This window comes from Klebsiella sp. w6, assembly GCF_033100215.1.
In the GTDB taxonomy this organism is placed as follows: domain Bacteria; phylum Pseudomonadota; class Gammaproteobacteria; order Enterobacterales; family Enterobacteriaceae; genus Klebsiella; species Klebsiella variicola.
Window position 1 is genome coordinate 501,446 of the sequence record NZ_CP136907.1, and the last position, 16,017, is coordinate 517,462.

Annotated in this window: 14 protein-coding genes; 9 read left to right on the forward strand and 5 right to left on the reverse strand. The window is 59.0% G+C overall.

All coding sequences use genetic code 11. From position 1 onward, the window contains the following. Positions 1-12 precede the first annotated feature (12 nt). Entirely contained in the window at positions 13-1,314 is a 1,302-nt protein-coding gene (locus R0140_RS02425; protein WP_117122497.1) for an oxaloacetate decarboxylase subunit beta, read from the forward strand. 59 nt (positions 1,315-1,373) lie between these two features. Continuing rightward, positions 1,374-2,084 (forward strand): hypothetical protein, encoded by a 711-nt coding sequence (locus tag R0140_RS02430; protein ID WP_008806668.1) that lies wholly within the window; start codon positions 1,374-1,376, stop codon positions 2,082-2,084. A 25-nt stretch (positions 2,085-2,109) separates the two neighbouring features. Here the strand turns inward: R0140_RS02430 and degS are convergent, their stop codons facing one another. The 3 genes from degS to zapG all read right to left on the reverse strand — a co-directional run bounded on the left by degS (position 2,110) and on the right by zapG (position 5,195). Beyond that, positions 2,110-3,168 carry an outer membrane-stress sensor serine endopeptidase DegS gene (gene degS / locus R0140_RS02435; RefSeq protein WP_008806667.1) on the reverse strand — a complete coding sequence of 353 codons (1,059 nt, stop codon included), beginning with the start codon at positions 3,166-3,168 and terminating at the stop codon, positions 2,110-2,112. An 87-nt stretch (positions 3,169-3,255) separates the two neighbouring features. Continuing rightward, entirely contained in the window at positions 3,256-4,623 is a 1,368-nt protein-coding gene (degQ, locus tag R0140_RS02440) for a serine endoprotease DegQ (protein ID WP_008806666.1), read from the reverse strand. A 173-nt stretch (positions 4,624-4,796) separates the two neighbouring features. After that, positions 4,797-5,195 carry a Z-ring associated protein ZapG gene (gene zapG / locus R0140_RS02445; RefSeq protein WP_012540461.1) on the reverse strand — a complete coding sequence of 133 codons (399 nt, stop codon included), beginning with the start codon at positions 5,193-5,195 and terminating at the stop codon, positions 4,797-4,799. Between the two features lie 190 nt (positions 5,196-5,385). Between zapG and zapE the strand changes: the two genes are divergently transcribed. The 7 genes from zapE to R0140_RS02480 all read left to right on the forward strand — a co-directional run bounded on the left by zapE (position 5,386) and on the right by R0140_RS02480 (position 9,891). Beyond that, the gene (gene zapE / locus R0140_RS02450) at positions 5,386-6,516 is read left to right on the forward strand and encodes a cell division protein ZapE (protein ID WP_008806664.1); all 1,131 of its coding nucleotides are present in this window, start codon (positions 5,386-5,388) and stop codon (positions 6,514-6,516) included. 266 nt (positions 6,517-6,782) lie between these two features. Next, positions 6,783-7,211, forward strand: coding sequence for a 50S ribosomal protein L13 (gene rplM / locus R0140_RS02455; RefSeq protein WP_002918559.1), 429 nt, complete (start codon positions 6,783-6,785; stop codon positions 7,209-7,211). Positions 7,212-7,226: 15 nt separating this feature from the next. Further along, positions 7,227-7,619, forward strand: coding sequence for a 30S ribosomal protein S9 (gene rpsI, locus R0140_RS02460; RefSeq protein WP_000829815.1), 393 nt, complete (start codon positions 7,227-7,229; stop codon positions 7,617-7,619). A 57-nt stretch (positions 7,620-7,676) separates the two neighbouring features. Beyond that, entirely contained in the window at positions 7,677-7,889 is a 213-nt protein-coding gene (locus R0140_RS02465) for a hypothetical protein (protein WP_136047529.1), read from the forward strand. 41 nt (positions 7,890-7,930) lie between these two features. Beyond that, the gene (gene sspA, locus R0140_RS02470; protein ID WP_002918467.1) at positions 7,931-8,569 is read left to right on the forward strand and encodes a stringent starvation protein SspA; all 639 of its coding nucleotides are present in this window, start codon (positions 7,931-7,933) and stop codon (positions 8,567-8,569) included. Positions 8,570-8,572: 3 nt separating this feature from the next. After that, a complete protein-coding gene (gene sspB / locus R0140_RS02475; protein WP_008806663.1) occupies positions 8,573-9,067 on the forward strand; it encodes a ClpXP protease specificity-enhancing factor in 495 nt (164 codons plus the stop codon). 119 nt (positions 9,068-9,186) lie between these two features. Beyond that, a complete protein-coding gene (locus R0140_RS02480; RefSeq protein WP_012540463.1) occupies positions 9,187-9,891 on the forward strand; it encodes an N-acetylmannosamine-6-phosphate 2-epimerase in 705 nt (234 codons plus the stop codon). Between the two features lie 55 nt (positions 9,892-9,946). Here R0140_RS02480 and gltD read toward each other — a convergent pair whose 3' ends face one another. Together gltD and gltB are read right to left on the reverse strand one after the other, a co-directional pair. Beyond that, the gene (gene gltD / locus R0140_RS02485; protein WP_016161882.1) at positions 9,947-11,365 is read right to left on the reverse strand and encodes a glutamate synthase subunit GltD; all 1,419 of its coding nucleotides are present in this window, start codon (positions 11,363-11,365) and stop codon (positions 9,947-9,949) included. A gap of 9 nt (positions 11,366-11,374) precedes the next feature. Continuing rightward, on the reverse strand, positions 11,375-15,835 hold the full coding sequence (gltB, locus tag R0140_RS02490) for a glutamate synthase large subunit (protein WP_008806660.1): 4,461 nt from the start codon (positions 15,833-15,835) through the stop codon (positions 11,375-11,377). Positions 15,836-16,017 lie beyond the last annotated feature (182 nt).

Consider the following 16,017-nt stretch of genomic DNA (forward strand, 5'->3'; position numbering starts at 1 on the left):
CGAGGAGCGGAAATGGAAAGTCTGAACGCCCTGATTCAGGGCATGGGGCTGATGCACCTCGGCGCCGGCCAGGCCATCATGCTGCTGGTCAGCCTGCTGCTGCTGTGGCTGGCGATTGCGAAGAAGTTCGAGCCGTTACTGCTGCTGCCGATTGGCTTCGGCGGCCTGCTGTCGAACATCCCGGAGGCCGGGCTGGCGCTCACCGCCCTGGAGAGCCTGCTGGCCCACCACGACCCGGCGCAGCTGGCGGTGATTGCCGCGAAGCTCCACTGCGCGCCGGACGTCCACGCCATTAAGGAGGCGCTGGCGCTGGCCCTGCCGTCGGTGCAGGGGCAGATGGAGAGCCTCGCGGTGGACATGGGCTACTCCGCCGGGGTGCTGGCCATCTTCTATAAGGTGGCGATTGGCTCAGGCATTGCGCCGCTGGTCATCTTTATGGGCGTTGGGGCAATGACCGATTTCGGCCCGCTGCTGGCCAACCCGCGCACCCTGCTGCTGGGGGCGGCGGCGCAGTTCGGGATCTTCGCCACCGTGCTCGGGGCGCTGACGCTGAACTACTTCGGCATCATCAGCTTCACCCTGCCGCAGGCGGCGGCCATCGGCATCATCGGCGGCGCCGACGGCCCGACGGCGATTTACCTGTCGGGCAAGCTGGCACCGGAGCTGCTGGGGGCCATCGCGGTGGCGGCCTACTCCTATATGGCGCTGGTGCCGCTGATCCAGCCGCCGATCATGAAGGCGCTGACCAGCGACAGGGAGCGGAAAATTCGCATGGTGCAGCTGCGCACGGTAAGTAAGCGGGAGAAGATCCTCTTCCCGGCGGAGCTGTTGCTGCTGGTGGCGCTCCTGCTGCCGGACGCCGCGCCGCTGCTGGGGATGTTCTGCTTCGGCAACCTGATGCGCGAGAGCGGCGTGGTGGAGCGGCTGAGCGATACGGTGCAGAACGCGCTGATCAACATCGTGACCATCTTCCTCGGGCTGTCGGTGGGGGCCAAGCTGGTGGCGGACAAGTTCCTGCAGCCGCAGACGCTGGGGATCCTGGTGCTGGGGGTGATCGCCTTCTGCATGGGCACCGCGGCCGGGGTGCTGATGGCGAAGCTGATGAACGTGTTCAGCCGGCACAAAATCAACCCGCTGATCGGCTCGGCGGGGGTGTCGGCGGTGCCGATGGCAGCCAGGGTGTCGAACAAAGTGGGTCTGGAAGCGGACGGGCAGAACTTCCTGCTGATGCACGCCATGGGCCCGAACGTGGCCGGGGTGATCGGCTCGGCGATCGCCGCCGGGGTGATGCTCAAGTACGTGCTGGCGATGTAGGCCAGCCTGTTCCCGCGGCTGGCATACCGGCCGCGGAGATTTCTCATAAGGAGACGGTGATGAATGAAGCCATAGCATGCTGTCCGGAAAACCGGACATCAACACGGGAGGCGGTGGTTGACGCCATGCTGGCGTCAGGCGATGAACTTGCACAACTGCAGCCGGCGCTGAACCTGCTTTCGCCCCCGCTGAACGCCACGCCTGGTGAAGCGCTGCTGGCCAGCTGTTATGAGGCCGGCGCTGACCATAACGCTGACGAGGCGACACGGGCGGTGATCGCCTTACCGGCGGCGGTCGTGCGCTCTGCGACGCCCTCGCTGCAGCGCAGCGGTCTGCTGTGCATGGCGGCCGGGGCGCTCAGCGCCCGGCAACTTCCGCTGACGCACAACCGGCTGTGCGACGTGGCGGGGCAGTTCGCCCGCGCTATTCCTGAAGGCGATGAAGAGGCGGGCAGTGGATTTTATACCGTGCGCAGCGTGTCCCTGCCCGTTTACCGGCGGCTGCGGCGGGATAACCATTCGCACAGCGTCTGTCTGCAGCAGGCGCTGCTGCATTTGCTGGCCTGGAAGAGTGAGTCGCCCTGGGCGCGGCAGCAGGCGCAGCGCCTGCTCTGGCAGGGTGGCGTGCTGGGTGAGAAGGGGGAATTTGCGCTACTGACGCTGGATGATGAGCTTCGCGAGCGACAGATAGTCTGGCCCGGGCTGAGATCGCTGCTGGCGGTGACCGGGTTTCTGGTCAGATTCCCGGCCGGTCCGGTATTTAGCGATTAACGAGGCTCCCCAAACGGGGAGCCGTTTAGTTGGTGGCCGGGTATTCCTGAACGGCGATATGGAGCGTAATTTTCTTATCATCACGCATGATGACTACCGGAATTTCCGATCCCGGGCGGATCTCGGCCACCTGATCCATCGTCTCCAGTGCAGAAACCGCAGGTTTGTCATTCACGGAGATGATCACGTCGTTGGCGCGGATCCCGGCTTGTGCTGCGGGGCCATCAGGCGCCACATCGTTAACCACGATCCCCTGGATCTGATCGATCCCGCCGCCCTGTGCGTGCAGCGGGGCGATCTCCCGGCCGCTAATGCCGATATAGCCGCGGATCACCCGGCCATCCCGGATCAACTTATCCATAATTTTGGTCGCTAACTGGAACGGGATCGCAAAGCCAATGCCTTCCGGCGTTTCGCCGTCATTGCTCTTGTCAAAGGAGAGGGTGTTAATCCCCATCAGCTCGCCGAGGGAGTTCACCAGCGCCCCACCCGAGTTACCGTGGTTAATCGAGGCGTCAGTTTGCAGGAAGTTCTGGCGGCCGGTCGGGTTGAGGCCAATGCGCCCTGTGGCGCTGATGATCCCCTGAGTGATGGTCTGCCCCAGGTTATAGGGATTGCCAATCGCCAGGACGACATCGCCAATATGCGGCGTGCGTTTCGGGTTGATCGGGATCACCGGCAGCCCGCCGGTGGCGTTGATCTTCAGCACGGCGAGGTCAGTCAGGGTGTCGGATCCGACCAGCAGCGCTTCGAAGACGCGGCCGTCCTGCAGTGCGACAATGATCTGATCGGCATCATTGATAACATGCTTGTTGGTCAGGATATAGCCGCGCTGATCCATGATCACCCCGGAGCCAAGCGTCAGCTGATTATGGCTGGTGCTGTTCAGGGCGCGGTTATAGACGTTCACCACGGCGGGCGCCGCGCGGCGTACGGCGGCGTTATAGCTCACAGGGGAGTCGTCTGCCGTATCGTTTTGGGTGGTCGGCGTCAGTTGCCACTGGCGCAGCGATGGCATCAGGGCCAGCAGCAGTCCCCCGACAATCAAACCGATGAGTATCGAACGTAATAACTTTCCAGGCATGATGCAAATATCGTTAATGAATGGTCAGACGCAGCATAGCATGAGTTGTCCGGACATCGCACATGGCGGCGATGTCCGGGAAGACAATCAGCGTAGCAGCAGATAGATGCTTTCGTTGCCGCGGATCACATTCAGGGCGATGACCGGCGGTTTGCCTTCAAGCACTTTGCGCAGTTCGGCAATCGAATGAATACGTTCCCGGTTAAGGCCAATGATAATGTCATCCTTATGCAGGCCGACCTGGGCGGCGGCGCTGCCTTTATCGACATTATCGATCACCACGCCTTTGGTACCGTCCTTCATCTGACCATCGCTGAACGAGGCTCCCTGCAGGGCAGGGATAATCAGCTCGGCGCTGGCGGTGGAGGAGGTGCTCTTATCCAGCGTCACTTCGACATCGACCGGTTTTCCGTCGCGCAGCAGGCCCAGTTTGACCTTGGTCCCCGGTTCGGTTGTAGCGATACGCGAGCGCAGTTCGGCAAAACTGTTCAGCGGCTTGCCGTTCAGACTGACAATGACGTCGCCGGATTTGATCCCTGCTTTGGCGGAACCGGAGTTTGGTAACACTTCACTGACGAAGGCGCCGCGCTGAACGTCGAGATTCATCGCCTTGGCGATATCGGCGCTCATTTCCATGCCTTTAATGCCCAGCAGGCCGCGCTTGATTTCGCCAAACTGAATGAGCTGGTCGGCGAGGGTTTTCGCCATGTTGCTTGGAATGGCGAAGCCGATGCCGATGCTACCGCCGCCCGGTGCCAGGATCGCGGTGTTGATCCCGATAAGCTCGCCGTTGAGGTTCAACAGCGCGCCGCCGGAGTTACCGCGGTTAATCGAGGCATCGGTCTGGATGAAATTCTCCAGCCCTTCCAGGTTCAGGCCGCTGCGGCCAAGGGCAGAGATAATGCCGGAGGTGGCGGTCTGGCCAAGGCCGAACGGGTTGCCGACGGCGACGGCGAAGTCGCCGACGCGGAGTTTATCGGAGTCAGCAATGGCGATTTGTGTCAGGTTCGCCGGCTTGATCAGCTGCAGCAGAGCGATATCGCTCTGTTCATCGCTGCCGACCAGTTTGGCATCAAATTCACGGCCATCGTTCAGCTGGACGCTGATCTTCTGCGCCTGATTGATGACGTGATTATTGGTCAGCACGTAGCCTTTCGCTGCGTCGATGATGACGCCGGAGCCGAGCCCTTCAAACGGCTGCGCCTGCTCCTGCGGGGCGTTATCACCAAAATATTTCTTCAGCTCTTCCGGCATATTGAGCGTCGGCGAGGCGGTGCCTTCCACCTGCACGCTGACCACCGCTGGCAGGACCTTTTCCAGCATCGGCGCCAGGCTCGGTAACGCGCCCTGGCCGGGCACCTGAGTCGGTAAGGATGCTGCTGCCGGAGGCAGGGCCGACAACGATAACCCAATGCTTAACGCTAACGCACTCAACAGCAAAGTCTGTTTCTTCATTAGATGCTGGCTCTCGTAACCTGAGGTGTATGGAAAAACGTCCTGAATAACCTGATGTTATTGAATTTTTGCACAGGTAACAATGTGGGTACTGGTTTAAATTGTAGCCGGGAAGTGGGGGAAGGAGCGGGCGCGGTGGGCGCGCCCGGAGATATTTTATCAGACGCGATCAGTTAATCGCGTTTTGCGCCACCGCGCAGTAAACCGGATGCGCCTTCAGAGTAGTCGCGCGGCATCTGGACCGGTGCCTGATCGTTGCTGGCTTCAGACTCTTCCAGACGGTTGCGGAACGGGTTGGCGTCTGCCATAGAGTCCGGCAGCAGGTTGTTAGAGCTTTTCGCCATATGCTGATACAGCTGACGATAGTCATGCGCCATGTTATCCAGCAGCTCAGCGCTGCGCGCGAAGTGGCTGACCAGCTCTTCACGGTATTCTTCAAGCTCGGCTTTATTCTTTTCCAGTTCGAACTGCAGCGCCTGCTGCTGGCGCAGTTTGCGGTTGCCGAAACGCATGGCGACGGCACCAATAATGATACCGACGACTAACCCAATTAGCGCGTATTCCCAGGTCATGAACATCTCCCGTTGTTTTGTGGTTCCGTAGGGTGGCTCTTAGGCTCTCCGCCTGCGCCCGATAGTGCCACTATAACCGCTAATTCCACAGAAGTGGAATCCTGGCGTATCATCGCGTAGTGTAGAACGGCCTTTTTTTCGTCAATCGTGAGCTTCGGCATTACGGTTTTCAAGGAATAACAATTAGATCATGCAAAGCCTGTCTCCAACATCGCGTTACCTTTTAGCCCTGAAAGAGGGCAGCCATCAACCCGACGACGTCCAGCAAGAAGCGGTGAGCCGCCTTGATACCATTTACCAGGAACTGCAGACTCAGCCCGCGCCTGTCGCGTCAGGCGGCGGTTTGCGCGCGAAATTCGGCAAACTGCTGGGCAAGCGCGAACCGGTTGTCGAGGCGGCACCTGTCCGCGGCCTGTATATGTGGGGCGGCGTGGGGCGGGGGAAAACCTGGCTGATGGACCTGTTTTACCAGAGTCTGCCGGGCGAGCGTAAGCAGCGCCTGCATTTCCATCGCTTCATGCTGCGCGTGCACGAAGAGCTGACCACCCTGCAGGGACATAGCGACCCGCTGGAGATTGTCGCCGACCGTTTCAAGGCGGAAACGGATGTGCTCTGTTTTGACGAGTTTTTCGTCTCTGATATTACCGATGCCATGCTGTTAGGCGGGTTGATGAAAGCCCTGTTTGCCCGCGGCATCACCCTGGTCGCCACTTCCAATATTCCGCCGGATGAGCTCTATCGCAATGGCCTGCAACGGGCCCGTTTTCTGCCGGCGATCGACGCCATCAAGCAGCATTGCGATATTATGAACGTCGATGCCGGCATCGATTATCGTCTGCGTACGCTGACGCAGGCGCACCTGTGGCTGTCGCCACTGAACAGCGAAACCCGCGAACAGATGGATAAACTGTGGCTGGCGCTGGCCGGGGCGCCGCGCGCTGCTGCCGGGCCGACGCTGGAGATCAATCACCGCGAGCTGCCCACGCTTGGCGTCGAAAACCAGACGCTGGCGGCGTCGTTCGCCACGCTGTGTGTGGATGCCCGTAGCCAGCATGACTATATTGCCCTCTCCCGTCTGTTCCACACCGTGATGCTGCTCGACGTGCCGGTGATGACCGCGCAGCTGGAGAGCGAAGCGCGGCGCTTTATCGCCCTGGTGGATGAGTTCTATGAGCGCCACGTGAAGCTGGTGGTCAGCGCCGCGGTGCCGCTGTACGACATTTATCAGGGAGAGCGGCTGAAGTTTGAGTTCCAGCGCTGTCTGTCGCGTCTGCAGGAGATGCAGAGCGAAGAGTATCTCAAGCGTCCGCATATGCCCTGACAGGGCGCTTTTTCCCGACGGATTGAGAGCCGGAAGACCACCCCGGGGCCTGCCTGAAAAATCTCATAAAGGGGTCGATCTTTGACCCCGACTTCTCTATAATCTTGCGACCCCACGTTACGAGAAGGTTTTTTTCCCGAAACTTTCTATGCGCCGGCATAGGCTATTCGAAGGGGTAGGTTTGCTGGACAATGTCGTGTGAACCTCAACTGACTAAACGTTTGGGTGTTCACCAACGTGTAACTTATTATTTGGGTAAGCTTTTAATGAAAACTTTTACAGCTAAACCAGAAACCGTAAAACGCGACTGGTATGTTGTTGACGCGACCGGTAAAACTCTGGGCCGTCTGGCTACTGAACTGGCTCGTCGCCTGCGCGGTAAGCATAAAGCGGAATACACTCCGCACGTTGATACCGGTGATTACATCATCGTTCTGAACGCAGAAAAAGTTGCTGTAACCGGCAACAAGCGCGAAGACAAAATGTACTACCACCACACCGGCCACATCGGTGGTATCAAAGAAGCGACCTTTGAAGAGATGATTGCCCGCCGTCCTGAGCGTGTGATTGAAATCGCGGTTAAAGGCATGCTGCCAAAAGGCCCGCTGGGTCGTGCTATGTACCGTAAACTGAAAGTTTACGCGGGTAACGAGCACAACCACGCGGCACAGCAACCGCAAGTTCTTGACATCTAATCGGGATTATAGGCAATGGCTGAAAATCAATACTACGGCACTGGTCGCCGCAAAAGTTCCGCAGCTCGCGTATTCATCAAACCGGGCAACGGTAAAATCGTTATCAACCAGCGTTCTCTGGAACAGTACTTCGGTCGCGAAACTGCCCGCATGGTAGTTCGTCAGCCGCTGGAACTGGTCGACATGGTTGAGAAACTGGATCTGTACATCACTGTTAAAGGTGGTGGTATCTCTGGTCAGGCTGGTGCGATCCGTCACGGTATCACCCGCGCTCTGATGGAGTACGATGAGTCCCTGCGTGGCGAACTGCGTAAAGCAGGCTTCGTTACTCGTGACGCTCGTCAGGTTGAACGTAAGAAAGTCGGTCTGCGTAAAGCACGTCGTCGTCCGCAGTTCTCCAAACGTTAATTGTCTTCTGCTCACGCAGAACAATTTGCGAAAAAACCCGCTCCGGCGGGTTTTTTTATGGATAAAACGGCTGTTATCCACAATCATGCCGCCGGTTTTCGCCACTTTTTCAGCATTTCCAGAATCCCCTCACCACAACGTCTTCAAAATCTGGTAAACTATCATCCAATTTTCTGCCCAAATGCTGGTGATTGTTCATTTTTTGTTTTATTCGTGAACGAAGGTGACATCGCGCTACTGGGGTTTTTACATCTGGCCGGTCATGAGTGACTGGCAGCAGTACAAAATTCTGAATATACCTGGAGGTTTTCATGGCTGTCGCTGCCAACAAACGTTCGGTAATGACGCTGTTTTCTGGTCCTACTGACATCTATAGCCATCAGGTCCGCATTGTGCTGGCTGAGAAGGGTGTCAGTTTTGAGATAGAGCACGTGGAGAAGGACAACCCACCTCAGGATCTGATTGACCTCAACCCGAATCAAAGCGTACCGACGCTGGTGGATCGTGAGCTCACTCTGTGGGAATCTCGCATCATTATGGAGTATCTGGATGAGCGTTTCCCGCATCCGCCGTTAATGCCGGTTTATCCGGTGGCGCGTGGAGAAAGCCGCCTGTATATGCAACGTATCGAGAAGGACTGGTATTCGCTGATGAACACCATCCAGAGCGGTACCGCAGCGCAAGCTGATGCTGCGCGTAAGCAGCTGCGTGAAGAACTGCTGGCCATCGCGCCGGTCTTCACCCAGAAACCTTACTTCCTGAGCGACGAGTTCAGCCTGGTGGATTGCTACCTGGCGCCGCTGCTGTGGCGTTTGCCGGTTCTCGGTGTGGAACTGGTTGGCGCAGGCGCGAAAGAGCTCAAAGGCTACATGACTCGCGTATTTGAGCGTGATTCCTTCCTCGCTTCTTTAACTGAAGCCGAGCGTGAAATGCGCCTCGGTCGGGGCTAAATAATGGATGTATCACAGCTGACGCCGCGTCGCCCGTATCTGTTACGGGCGTTTTATGAGTGGCTGCTGGATAACCAGCTGACGCCGCACCTGGTGGTGGATGTCACTCTGCCGGGCGTGCTCGTACCGATGGAGTACGCGCGCGACGGTCAAATCGTTCTCAATATTGCCCCGCGTGCGGTCGGCAATCTGGAGCTGGCGAATGACGAGGTGCGTTTTAACGCGCGCTTTGGCGGCGTGCCGCGTAACGTGTCTGTTCCGCTGGCTGCGGTACTCGCCATCTATGCCCGTGAGAACGGCGCCGGCACGATGTTTGAACCGGAAGCGGCCTATGACGAAGATGTCAGCAGCCTCAACGATGATGACGTCGCGCCTGAGAGTGAAAGCGAAACGGTGATGTCGGTGATCGATGGCGATAAGCCGGATAATCACGACGACGATCCTGACGACACGCCGCCGCCGCGCGGTGGTCGCCCGGCGCTCCGCGTTGTGAAGTAACGCCTGACAGGCCCTCCGGGGCCTGTTTTTTTTCCTGCCTGCTTTGTTAACCCCGCCACACACGACGCGCCCCTGCGGCTGGTACTGTTATTGCCACACTTATCTTTCAGGGAGCAGTCATGTCTTTACTTGCACAACTGGATCGGCGTATTCGCTATTACGGTGGGTTAATTGTCTCCTGTCAGCCGGTGCCGGGCAGCCCGCTGGATAACCCCGCCATCGTCGCGGCGATGGCGCTGGCGGCGGAACAGGCGGGGGCGGTGGCGCTGCGCATAGAAGGTCTGGCCAACCTGCAGGCCGTTCGTCCGTTAGTGACGGTGCCTGTTATCGCGCTGATTAAGCGCGATCTGCATGATAGCCCGGTGCGTATTACGCCGTGGCTTGAGGATGTGAATGCCCTGGCGCAGGCGGGGGCCGATATCATTGCGGTTGACGGCACGCGGCGCCAGCGTCCGGCCTCTGTCGCATCGTTGTTGGCGGCAATTCACCGCCAGGGGAAAAACGCGATGGCAGATTGTTCCTCTCTCGACGATGCCCTGGAATGCTGGCAGTTGGGCTTCGATATGGTTGGCACTACTCTCTCCGGCTATACCGCAGAGGGGACACCGGTCGAACCGGACCTGGCGCTGGTGAAAAGCCTGAGCGCCGCGGGCTGCCGAGTGGTCGCAGAGGGGCGCTACAATACGCCTGCGCAGGCAGCTGAGGCGATGCGCTGCGGCGCGTGGGCGGTGACCGTCGGATCGGCGATCACCCGCTTAGAGCATATCTGCGGCTGGTATAATTCGGCGCTGAAAGCGGCGGTTTGCCCGGCGAATGAGCAATAAAAAAGCCCGATGGCGTTAACCATCGGGCTTTTAGGCGCTGAGGCTCAGAGCCTAATCAGACTTCAAGGAAGTTGAGGATCCCGTCCGCCGCTTTACGGCCTTCGGCAATCGCAGTGACCACCAGGTCGGAACCGCGAACGATATCACCACCGGCGAAGATTTTCGGGTTGCTGGTCTGGAACGCGTTGTCGCTGCCTTCCGGCGCGATGATGCGGCCCTGAGAGTCCAGCTCGACGCTGTGCTTCGCCAGCCACTCCATGCTGTGCGGACGGAAGCCAAAGGCCATTACCACCGCATCAGCCGGCACCACGTGTTCAGAACCAGCGACGATCTCCGCGCGACGGCGGCCTTTCGCGTCCGGCTGGCCCATCTCGGTGCGCGCCATCTTCACGCCGCACACTTTGCCATTGGCATTCACTTCCACGCCCAGCGGCTGGACGTTGAACTGGAACTCAACGCCTTCTTCACGCGCGTTTTTCACTTCGCGTTTTGAACCGGGCATGTTCTCTTCGTCACGACGATAGGCACAGATCACGTGCGCCGCATTCTGACGAATGGAGGTTCGCACGCAGTCCATCGCGGTGTCGCCACCGCCGAGCACGACCACGCGTTTGCCTTCCATGCTGACGTAGGGCTCATCAGCTGTTTCGCCAAAGCCCATGATCTGCTTGGTGTTAGCGATCAGGAACGGCAGCGCGTCGTAGACGCCCGGGGCGTCTTCGTTGTCCAGTCCACCGCGCATCGACTGATAGGTCCCGACGCCGAGGAACACGGCATCGTACTCTTTCAGCAGGTCGTCGAGCTGTACGTCGCGGCCCACTTCGGTATTGAGTTTGAACTCAATGCCCATGCCGGTGAAGATTTCACGGCGGCGGGTCATCACCTCTTTTTCCAGCTTGAACGCCGGGATACCGAAGGTCAGCAGGCCGCCGATTTCCGGATGGCGGTCAAACACCACCGCCTTGACGCCGTTGCGGGTCAGCACGTCGGCACAAGCGAGGCCCGCCGGGCCAGCACCGATGATCGCGACGGTTTTACCGGTCGGCTTCACGCCGGAGAGATCCGGACGCCAGCCCATTTCGAACGCTTTGTCATTGATATAGCGTTCGATGTTGCCGATGGTCACCGCGCCGAACTCATCGTTCAGCGTACAGGAGCCTTCACACAGGCGGTCCTGCGGGCAAACGCGCCCGCAGACTTCTGGCAGGGTGTTGGTCTGATGCGACAGCTCAGCCGCCTCAAAAATACGCCCCTCGTTGGCCAGCTTCAGCCAGTTCGGGATGTAGTTATGCACCGGGCATTTCCATTCACAGTACGGGTTGCCGCAGGAGAGGCAGCGATCTGCCTGCGCCTTGGCCTGGCCTTCTGAAAACGGCTCGTAAATTTCCACAAACTCAATTTTACGGATCTTCAGCGGTTTCTTTGGCGGATCAACGCGCTGCAGGTCGATAAATTGATAAACGTTCTGACTCATCTTAACCCCTTACTGCGCCTGCACCCGCAGCTCAGCTGCGGAACGACTACGGTGACCCAACAGTGCTTTAACATCGCTGGACTTCGGTTTAACCAGCGCAAACTTCGCGGAGAAGGCCGGCCAGTTGGCGAGGATCTCTTCGCCACGTTGCGAACCGGTAAGCTGCACATGTTCGGTGATTAAACCGCGCAGGTGCTCTTCATGGATAGCCAGAGAATCAACGTCCAGCACTTCCACCAGTTCCGGGTTCACGCGTTTACGGAAGTCGCCATCTTCATCCAGGACATAAGCAAAGCCGCCGGTCATCCCTGCGCCAAAGTTGACGCCGGTTTTACCGAGCACGCAGACGATGCCGCCGGTCATATATTCACAGCCGTTGTCACCGATGCCTTCCACCACGGTAATGGCGCCGGAGTTACGCACGGCGAAACGCTCGCCTGCGCGGCCTGCGGCGTACAGACGACCACCGGTCGCGCCGTACAGGCAGGTGTTGCCGATAATGCTGGCTTCATGGCTGCGGAACGCAGAGCCGACCGGAGGACGAATGGCCAGCAGACCGCCCGCCATGCCTTTCCCGACATAGTCGTTGGCATCGCCGGTCAGATGCAGCTCTACGCCACCGGCGTTCCACACGCCGAAGCTCTGGCCTGCGGTGCCGCTAAAGTGGGCGACGATCGGATCCCCGGCCAGTCCCTGGTCACCATGGGTCTGGGCAATATACCCGGACAGCGAGGCCCCCACGGAGCGGTCGGTATTGCGGATATCGAACCAGAACGTTTTGCTCTGCTTTTCATCCACGTACGGTTTCGCCTGCTGCAGCAGCTGCGCGTTGAGTACACCGTTATCGAACGGTGGGTTGTTCTCGGTGCAGTACAGCGCTTTGCCCGGATGCGGCTCTGCGGTCTCCAGCAGTTTACCCAGATCCAGTTTCTGCTGCTTGGCAGTAAACCCATCCAGCTCTTTGAGCAGATCGGTGCGGCCAATCAGATCCACCAGACGTTTGACGCCCAGCTGGGCCATCAGCTCGCGGGTCTCACGGGCGATAAATTCAAAGTAGTTGGTCACTTTGAACGGCAGACCGTGATAGTGGTTCTTACGCAGTTTGTCATCCTGAGTCGCCACGCCGGTCGCGCAGTTGTTCAGGTGGCAAATACGCAGGTATTTACAGCCCAGCGCGACCATCGGGCCGGTACCGAAACCGAAGCTTTCTGCGCCAAGGATCGCCGCTTTGATGATATCGAGGCCGGTTTTCAGGCCGCCGTCCACCTGCAGACGGATCTTGTGACGCAGACCGTTAGCGACCAGCGCCTGCTGGGTTTCCACCAGGCCAAGCTCCCACGGACAGCCGGCATATTTCACCGACGAGAGCGGGCTCGCCCCGGTACCGCCGTCGTAGCCGGCGATGGTGATCAGGTCGGCATAGGCTTTGGCCACGCCGGTGGCGATGGTGCCAACGCCCGGTTCAGAAACCAGTTTGACCGAAATCATCGCTTTCGGGTTGACCTGCTTGAGGTCGAAAATCAGCTGCGCCAAATCCTCGATAGAGTAGATATCGTGGTGCGGCGGCGGGGAGATCAGCGTCACGCCCGGTACGGAATAGCGCAGTTTGGCGATATACGGGGTGACTTTATCACCCGGCAACTGACCGCCTTCACCCGGTTTCGCCCCCTGGGCGACTTTGATCTGGATGACGTCGGCATTGACCAGATAGGCTGGCGTGACGCCGAAGCGGCCGGACGCGACTTGCTTGATGCGCGACACTTTATTGGTGCCGTAGCGCGCCGGGTCTTCACCGCCTTCACCGGAGTTAGAGAAACCGCCGATGCTGTTCATCGCTTCCGCCAGCGATTCGTGTGCTTCCGGGCTCAGCGCGCCGATCGACATCGCCGCGGTATCGAAGCGTTTGAACAGCTCTTTCGCCGGTTCTACGTCGTCGATACTGATTGCGTCTTCGCCTGGATTGAGCGCCAGCAGATCGCGCAGCGTGGCCGCCGGACGTTCGTTAACCAGTTTCGCGTATTGTTGATAGTCGCTGTATTCGCCGCTCTGCACGGCCTTCTGCAGGGTCTGAACCACGTCCGGGTTGTAGGCGTGATATTCACCGCCGTGCACGAACTTCAGCAGGCCGCCCTGAGCCAGTGGCTTACGTGCCAGCCAGGCGCGTTTCGACAGATTCAGCAGATCCTGCTGGAAATCGTCGAAGCCGGCGCCGCCGATGCGGCTGACCACGCCCTGGAAGCAGAGATCGGAAACCTCGCGATGCAGACCGACGGCTTCGAACAGCTTCGAGCAGCGGTAGGACGCGATGGTGGAGATCCCCATCTTCGACATGATTTTGTACAGACCTTTGTTGATACCGTTGCGATAGTTCAGCATCACCGCACGGTAGGCTTTATCGATAGCTTTGCTGTCGACCAGCTTCGCCAGCGTTTCATAGGCGAGGTACGGATAGATAGCGGTCGCGCCGAAGCCGAGCAGGACCGCAAAGTGATGCGGATCGCGGGCGCTGGCGGTTTCAACGATGATGTTGGCATCGCAGCGCAGACTTTTATCGACCAGACGGGTCTGGATCGCGCCAACGGCCATCGGCGCCGGTACCGGCAGACGGTCTTTGGCGATGTTGCGGTCGGACAGCACCAGCAGCACGGTACCCTCGCGCACCATTTGCTCTGCTTTGTCACACAGGGCTTTCACCGTCTCGCTGAGCGAGGCCTCTGCCGGGTTAAACGTGATGTCGAGGACGTCGGCACGATAGTGCTCTTCTTCCATCGTCGTCAGCTGTTTGAAATCGGAGTACAGCAGGATCGGCGATTTGAAGCTCAGGCGATGGGCCTGGCCTTCCGCTTCGCAGAAGACGTTCATTTCGCGACCGATGCTGGTGGCCAGCGACATGACGTGCGCTTCACGCAGCGGATCGATAGGCGGGTTAGTCACCTGGGCGAACTGCTGACGGAAGTAATCGTAGATAATGCGCGGCTGGCTGGAGAGCACGGCGAAAGGCGTGTCATCGCCCATCGAACCGACTGCTTCCTGGCCATTTTCGCCGAGCACGCGCAGGACGGAGTCCAGCTCTTCCGCGCTGTAGTTAAACTGTTTCTGGTAGCTGGCGAGCGTGTCGTCATCCAGTTGGCGGCTGCCGACTTCTTCTTCCGGCAGATCTTCGAACGGCACCAGGCGACGAACGTTTTTCTCCATCCACTCTTTGTACGGGTGGCGGCTCTTCAGATCGTCATCGGTTTCCGCCGAGTGCAGAATGCGTCCGGCGCGGGTATCGATAACCATCAGCTCGCCTGGGCCCACGCGGCCTTTCTCGACCACTTCGTCCGGCTGGTAGTCCCAGATACCGACTTCAGAGGCGCAGGTGATGAGCTTATCTTTGGTAATGACGTAGCGCGCCGGGCGCAGGCCATTACGATCGAGGTTACAGGCAGCGTAGCGGCCATCGGACATGACGATGCCCGCCGGGCCGTCCCACGGCTCCATATGCATGGAGTTAAAGTCGAAGAACGAACGCAGCTCCGGATCCATATCCGGGTTGTTCTGCCAGGCTGGCGGCACCAGCAGGCGCATGGCGCGCACGATATCCATCCCGCCGGCCAGCAGCAGCTCCAGCATGTTGTCCATTGAACTGGAGTCAGAGCCGGTTTCGTTAACGAACGGCGCGGCGTCGTGCAGATCCGGGATCAGCGGGGTCTGGAACTTATAGGTACGGGCGCGGGCCCACTGGCGGTTGCCGGTGATGGTGTTGATTTCACCGTTGTGCGCCAGGTAACGGAACGGCTGCGCCAGCGGCCAGCGCGGCACGGTGTTGGTGGAGAAGCGCTGGTGGAACAGGCAGATAGCCGACTCCAGGCGCAGGTCCGCGAGGTCCAGGTAGAAGCGCGGCAAATCCGCCGGCATACACAGACCTTTATAGATGTTGACCAGGTTGGACAGGCTACAAACGTAGAAATCTTTGTCTTCCTGCAGGCGTTTTTCAATGCGACGACGCGCAATAAACAGACGGCGCTCCATATCGCGCGGGCGCCAGCCAGCCGGGGCGTTCACAAAGATTTGCTCAATACGGGGCAGCGAGGAGAGGGCGATTTCACCGAGGACGCCTTCGTTGGTCGGCACATCGCGCCAGCCGACAATCGACAGGGTCTCAAGCTGAAGTTCTTCTTCAACGATGCGGCGCGCCGCTTTAGCCAGCTCAGGATCTTTATTCAGGAACAGCATCCCAACGGCGTAGTTTTTGGCTAAACGCCAGCCGCGCTCTTCAGCAACGATGCGGAAGAAACGATCGGGTTTTTGCAGCAGCAGACCGCAACCGTCGCCGGTTTTACCATCGGCAAGGATTGCGCCACGGTGCTGCATGCGGGCCAGTGCGTGTATCGCGGTTCGCACTACCTTGTGGCTAGGTTCGCCTTCTATGTGGGCGATCAGGCCGAAACCACAGTTATCCCTCTCAAGGGATTTGTCGTACAACATATCAGTGAACCTCCCCAGGCTCTGCGGACACCCTCCGATACCGATTGCGCACAGGCACAGAAAGAGCATGGCGACGGGGTTTGCACCTCGCATTCGCCCTCTTTAAATCCTTTTCGCATCGGTACACAAGTTTGAGGACTTGCTGTTAAGAGGGAATCTCAATTACTGCATAAATATGATGA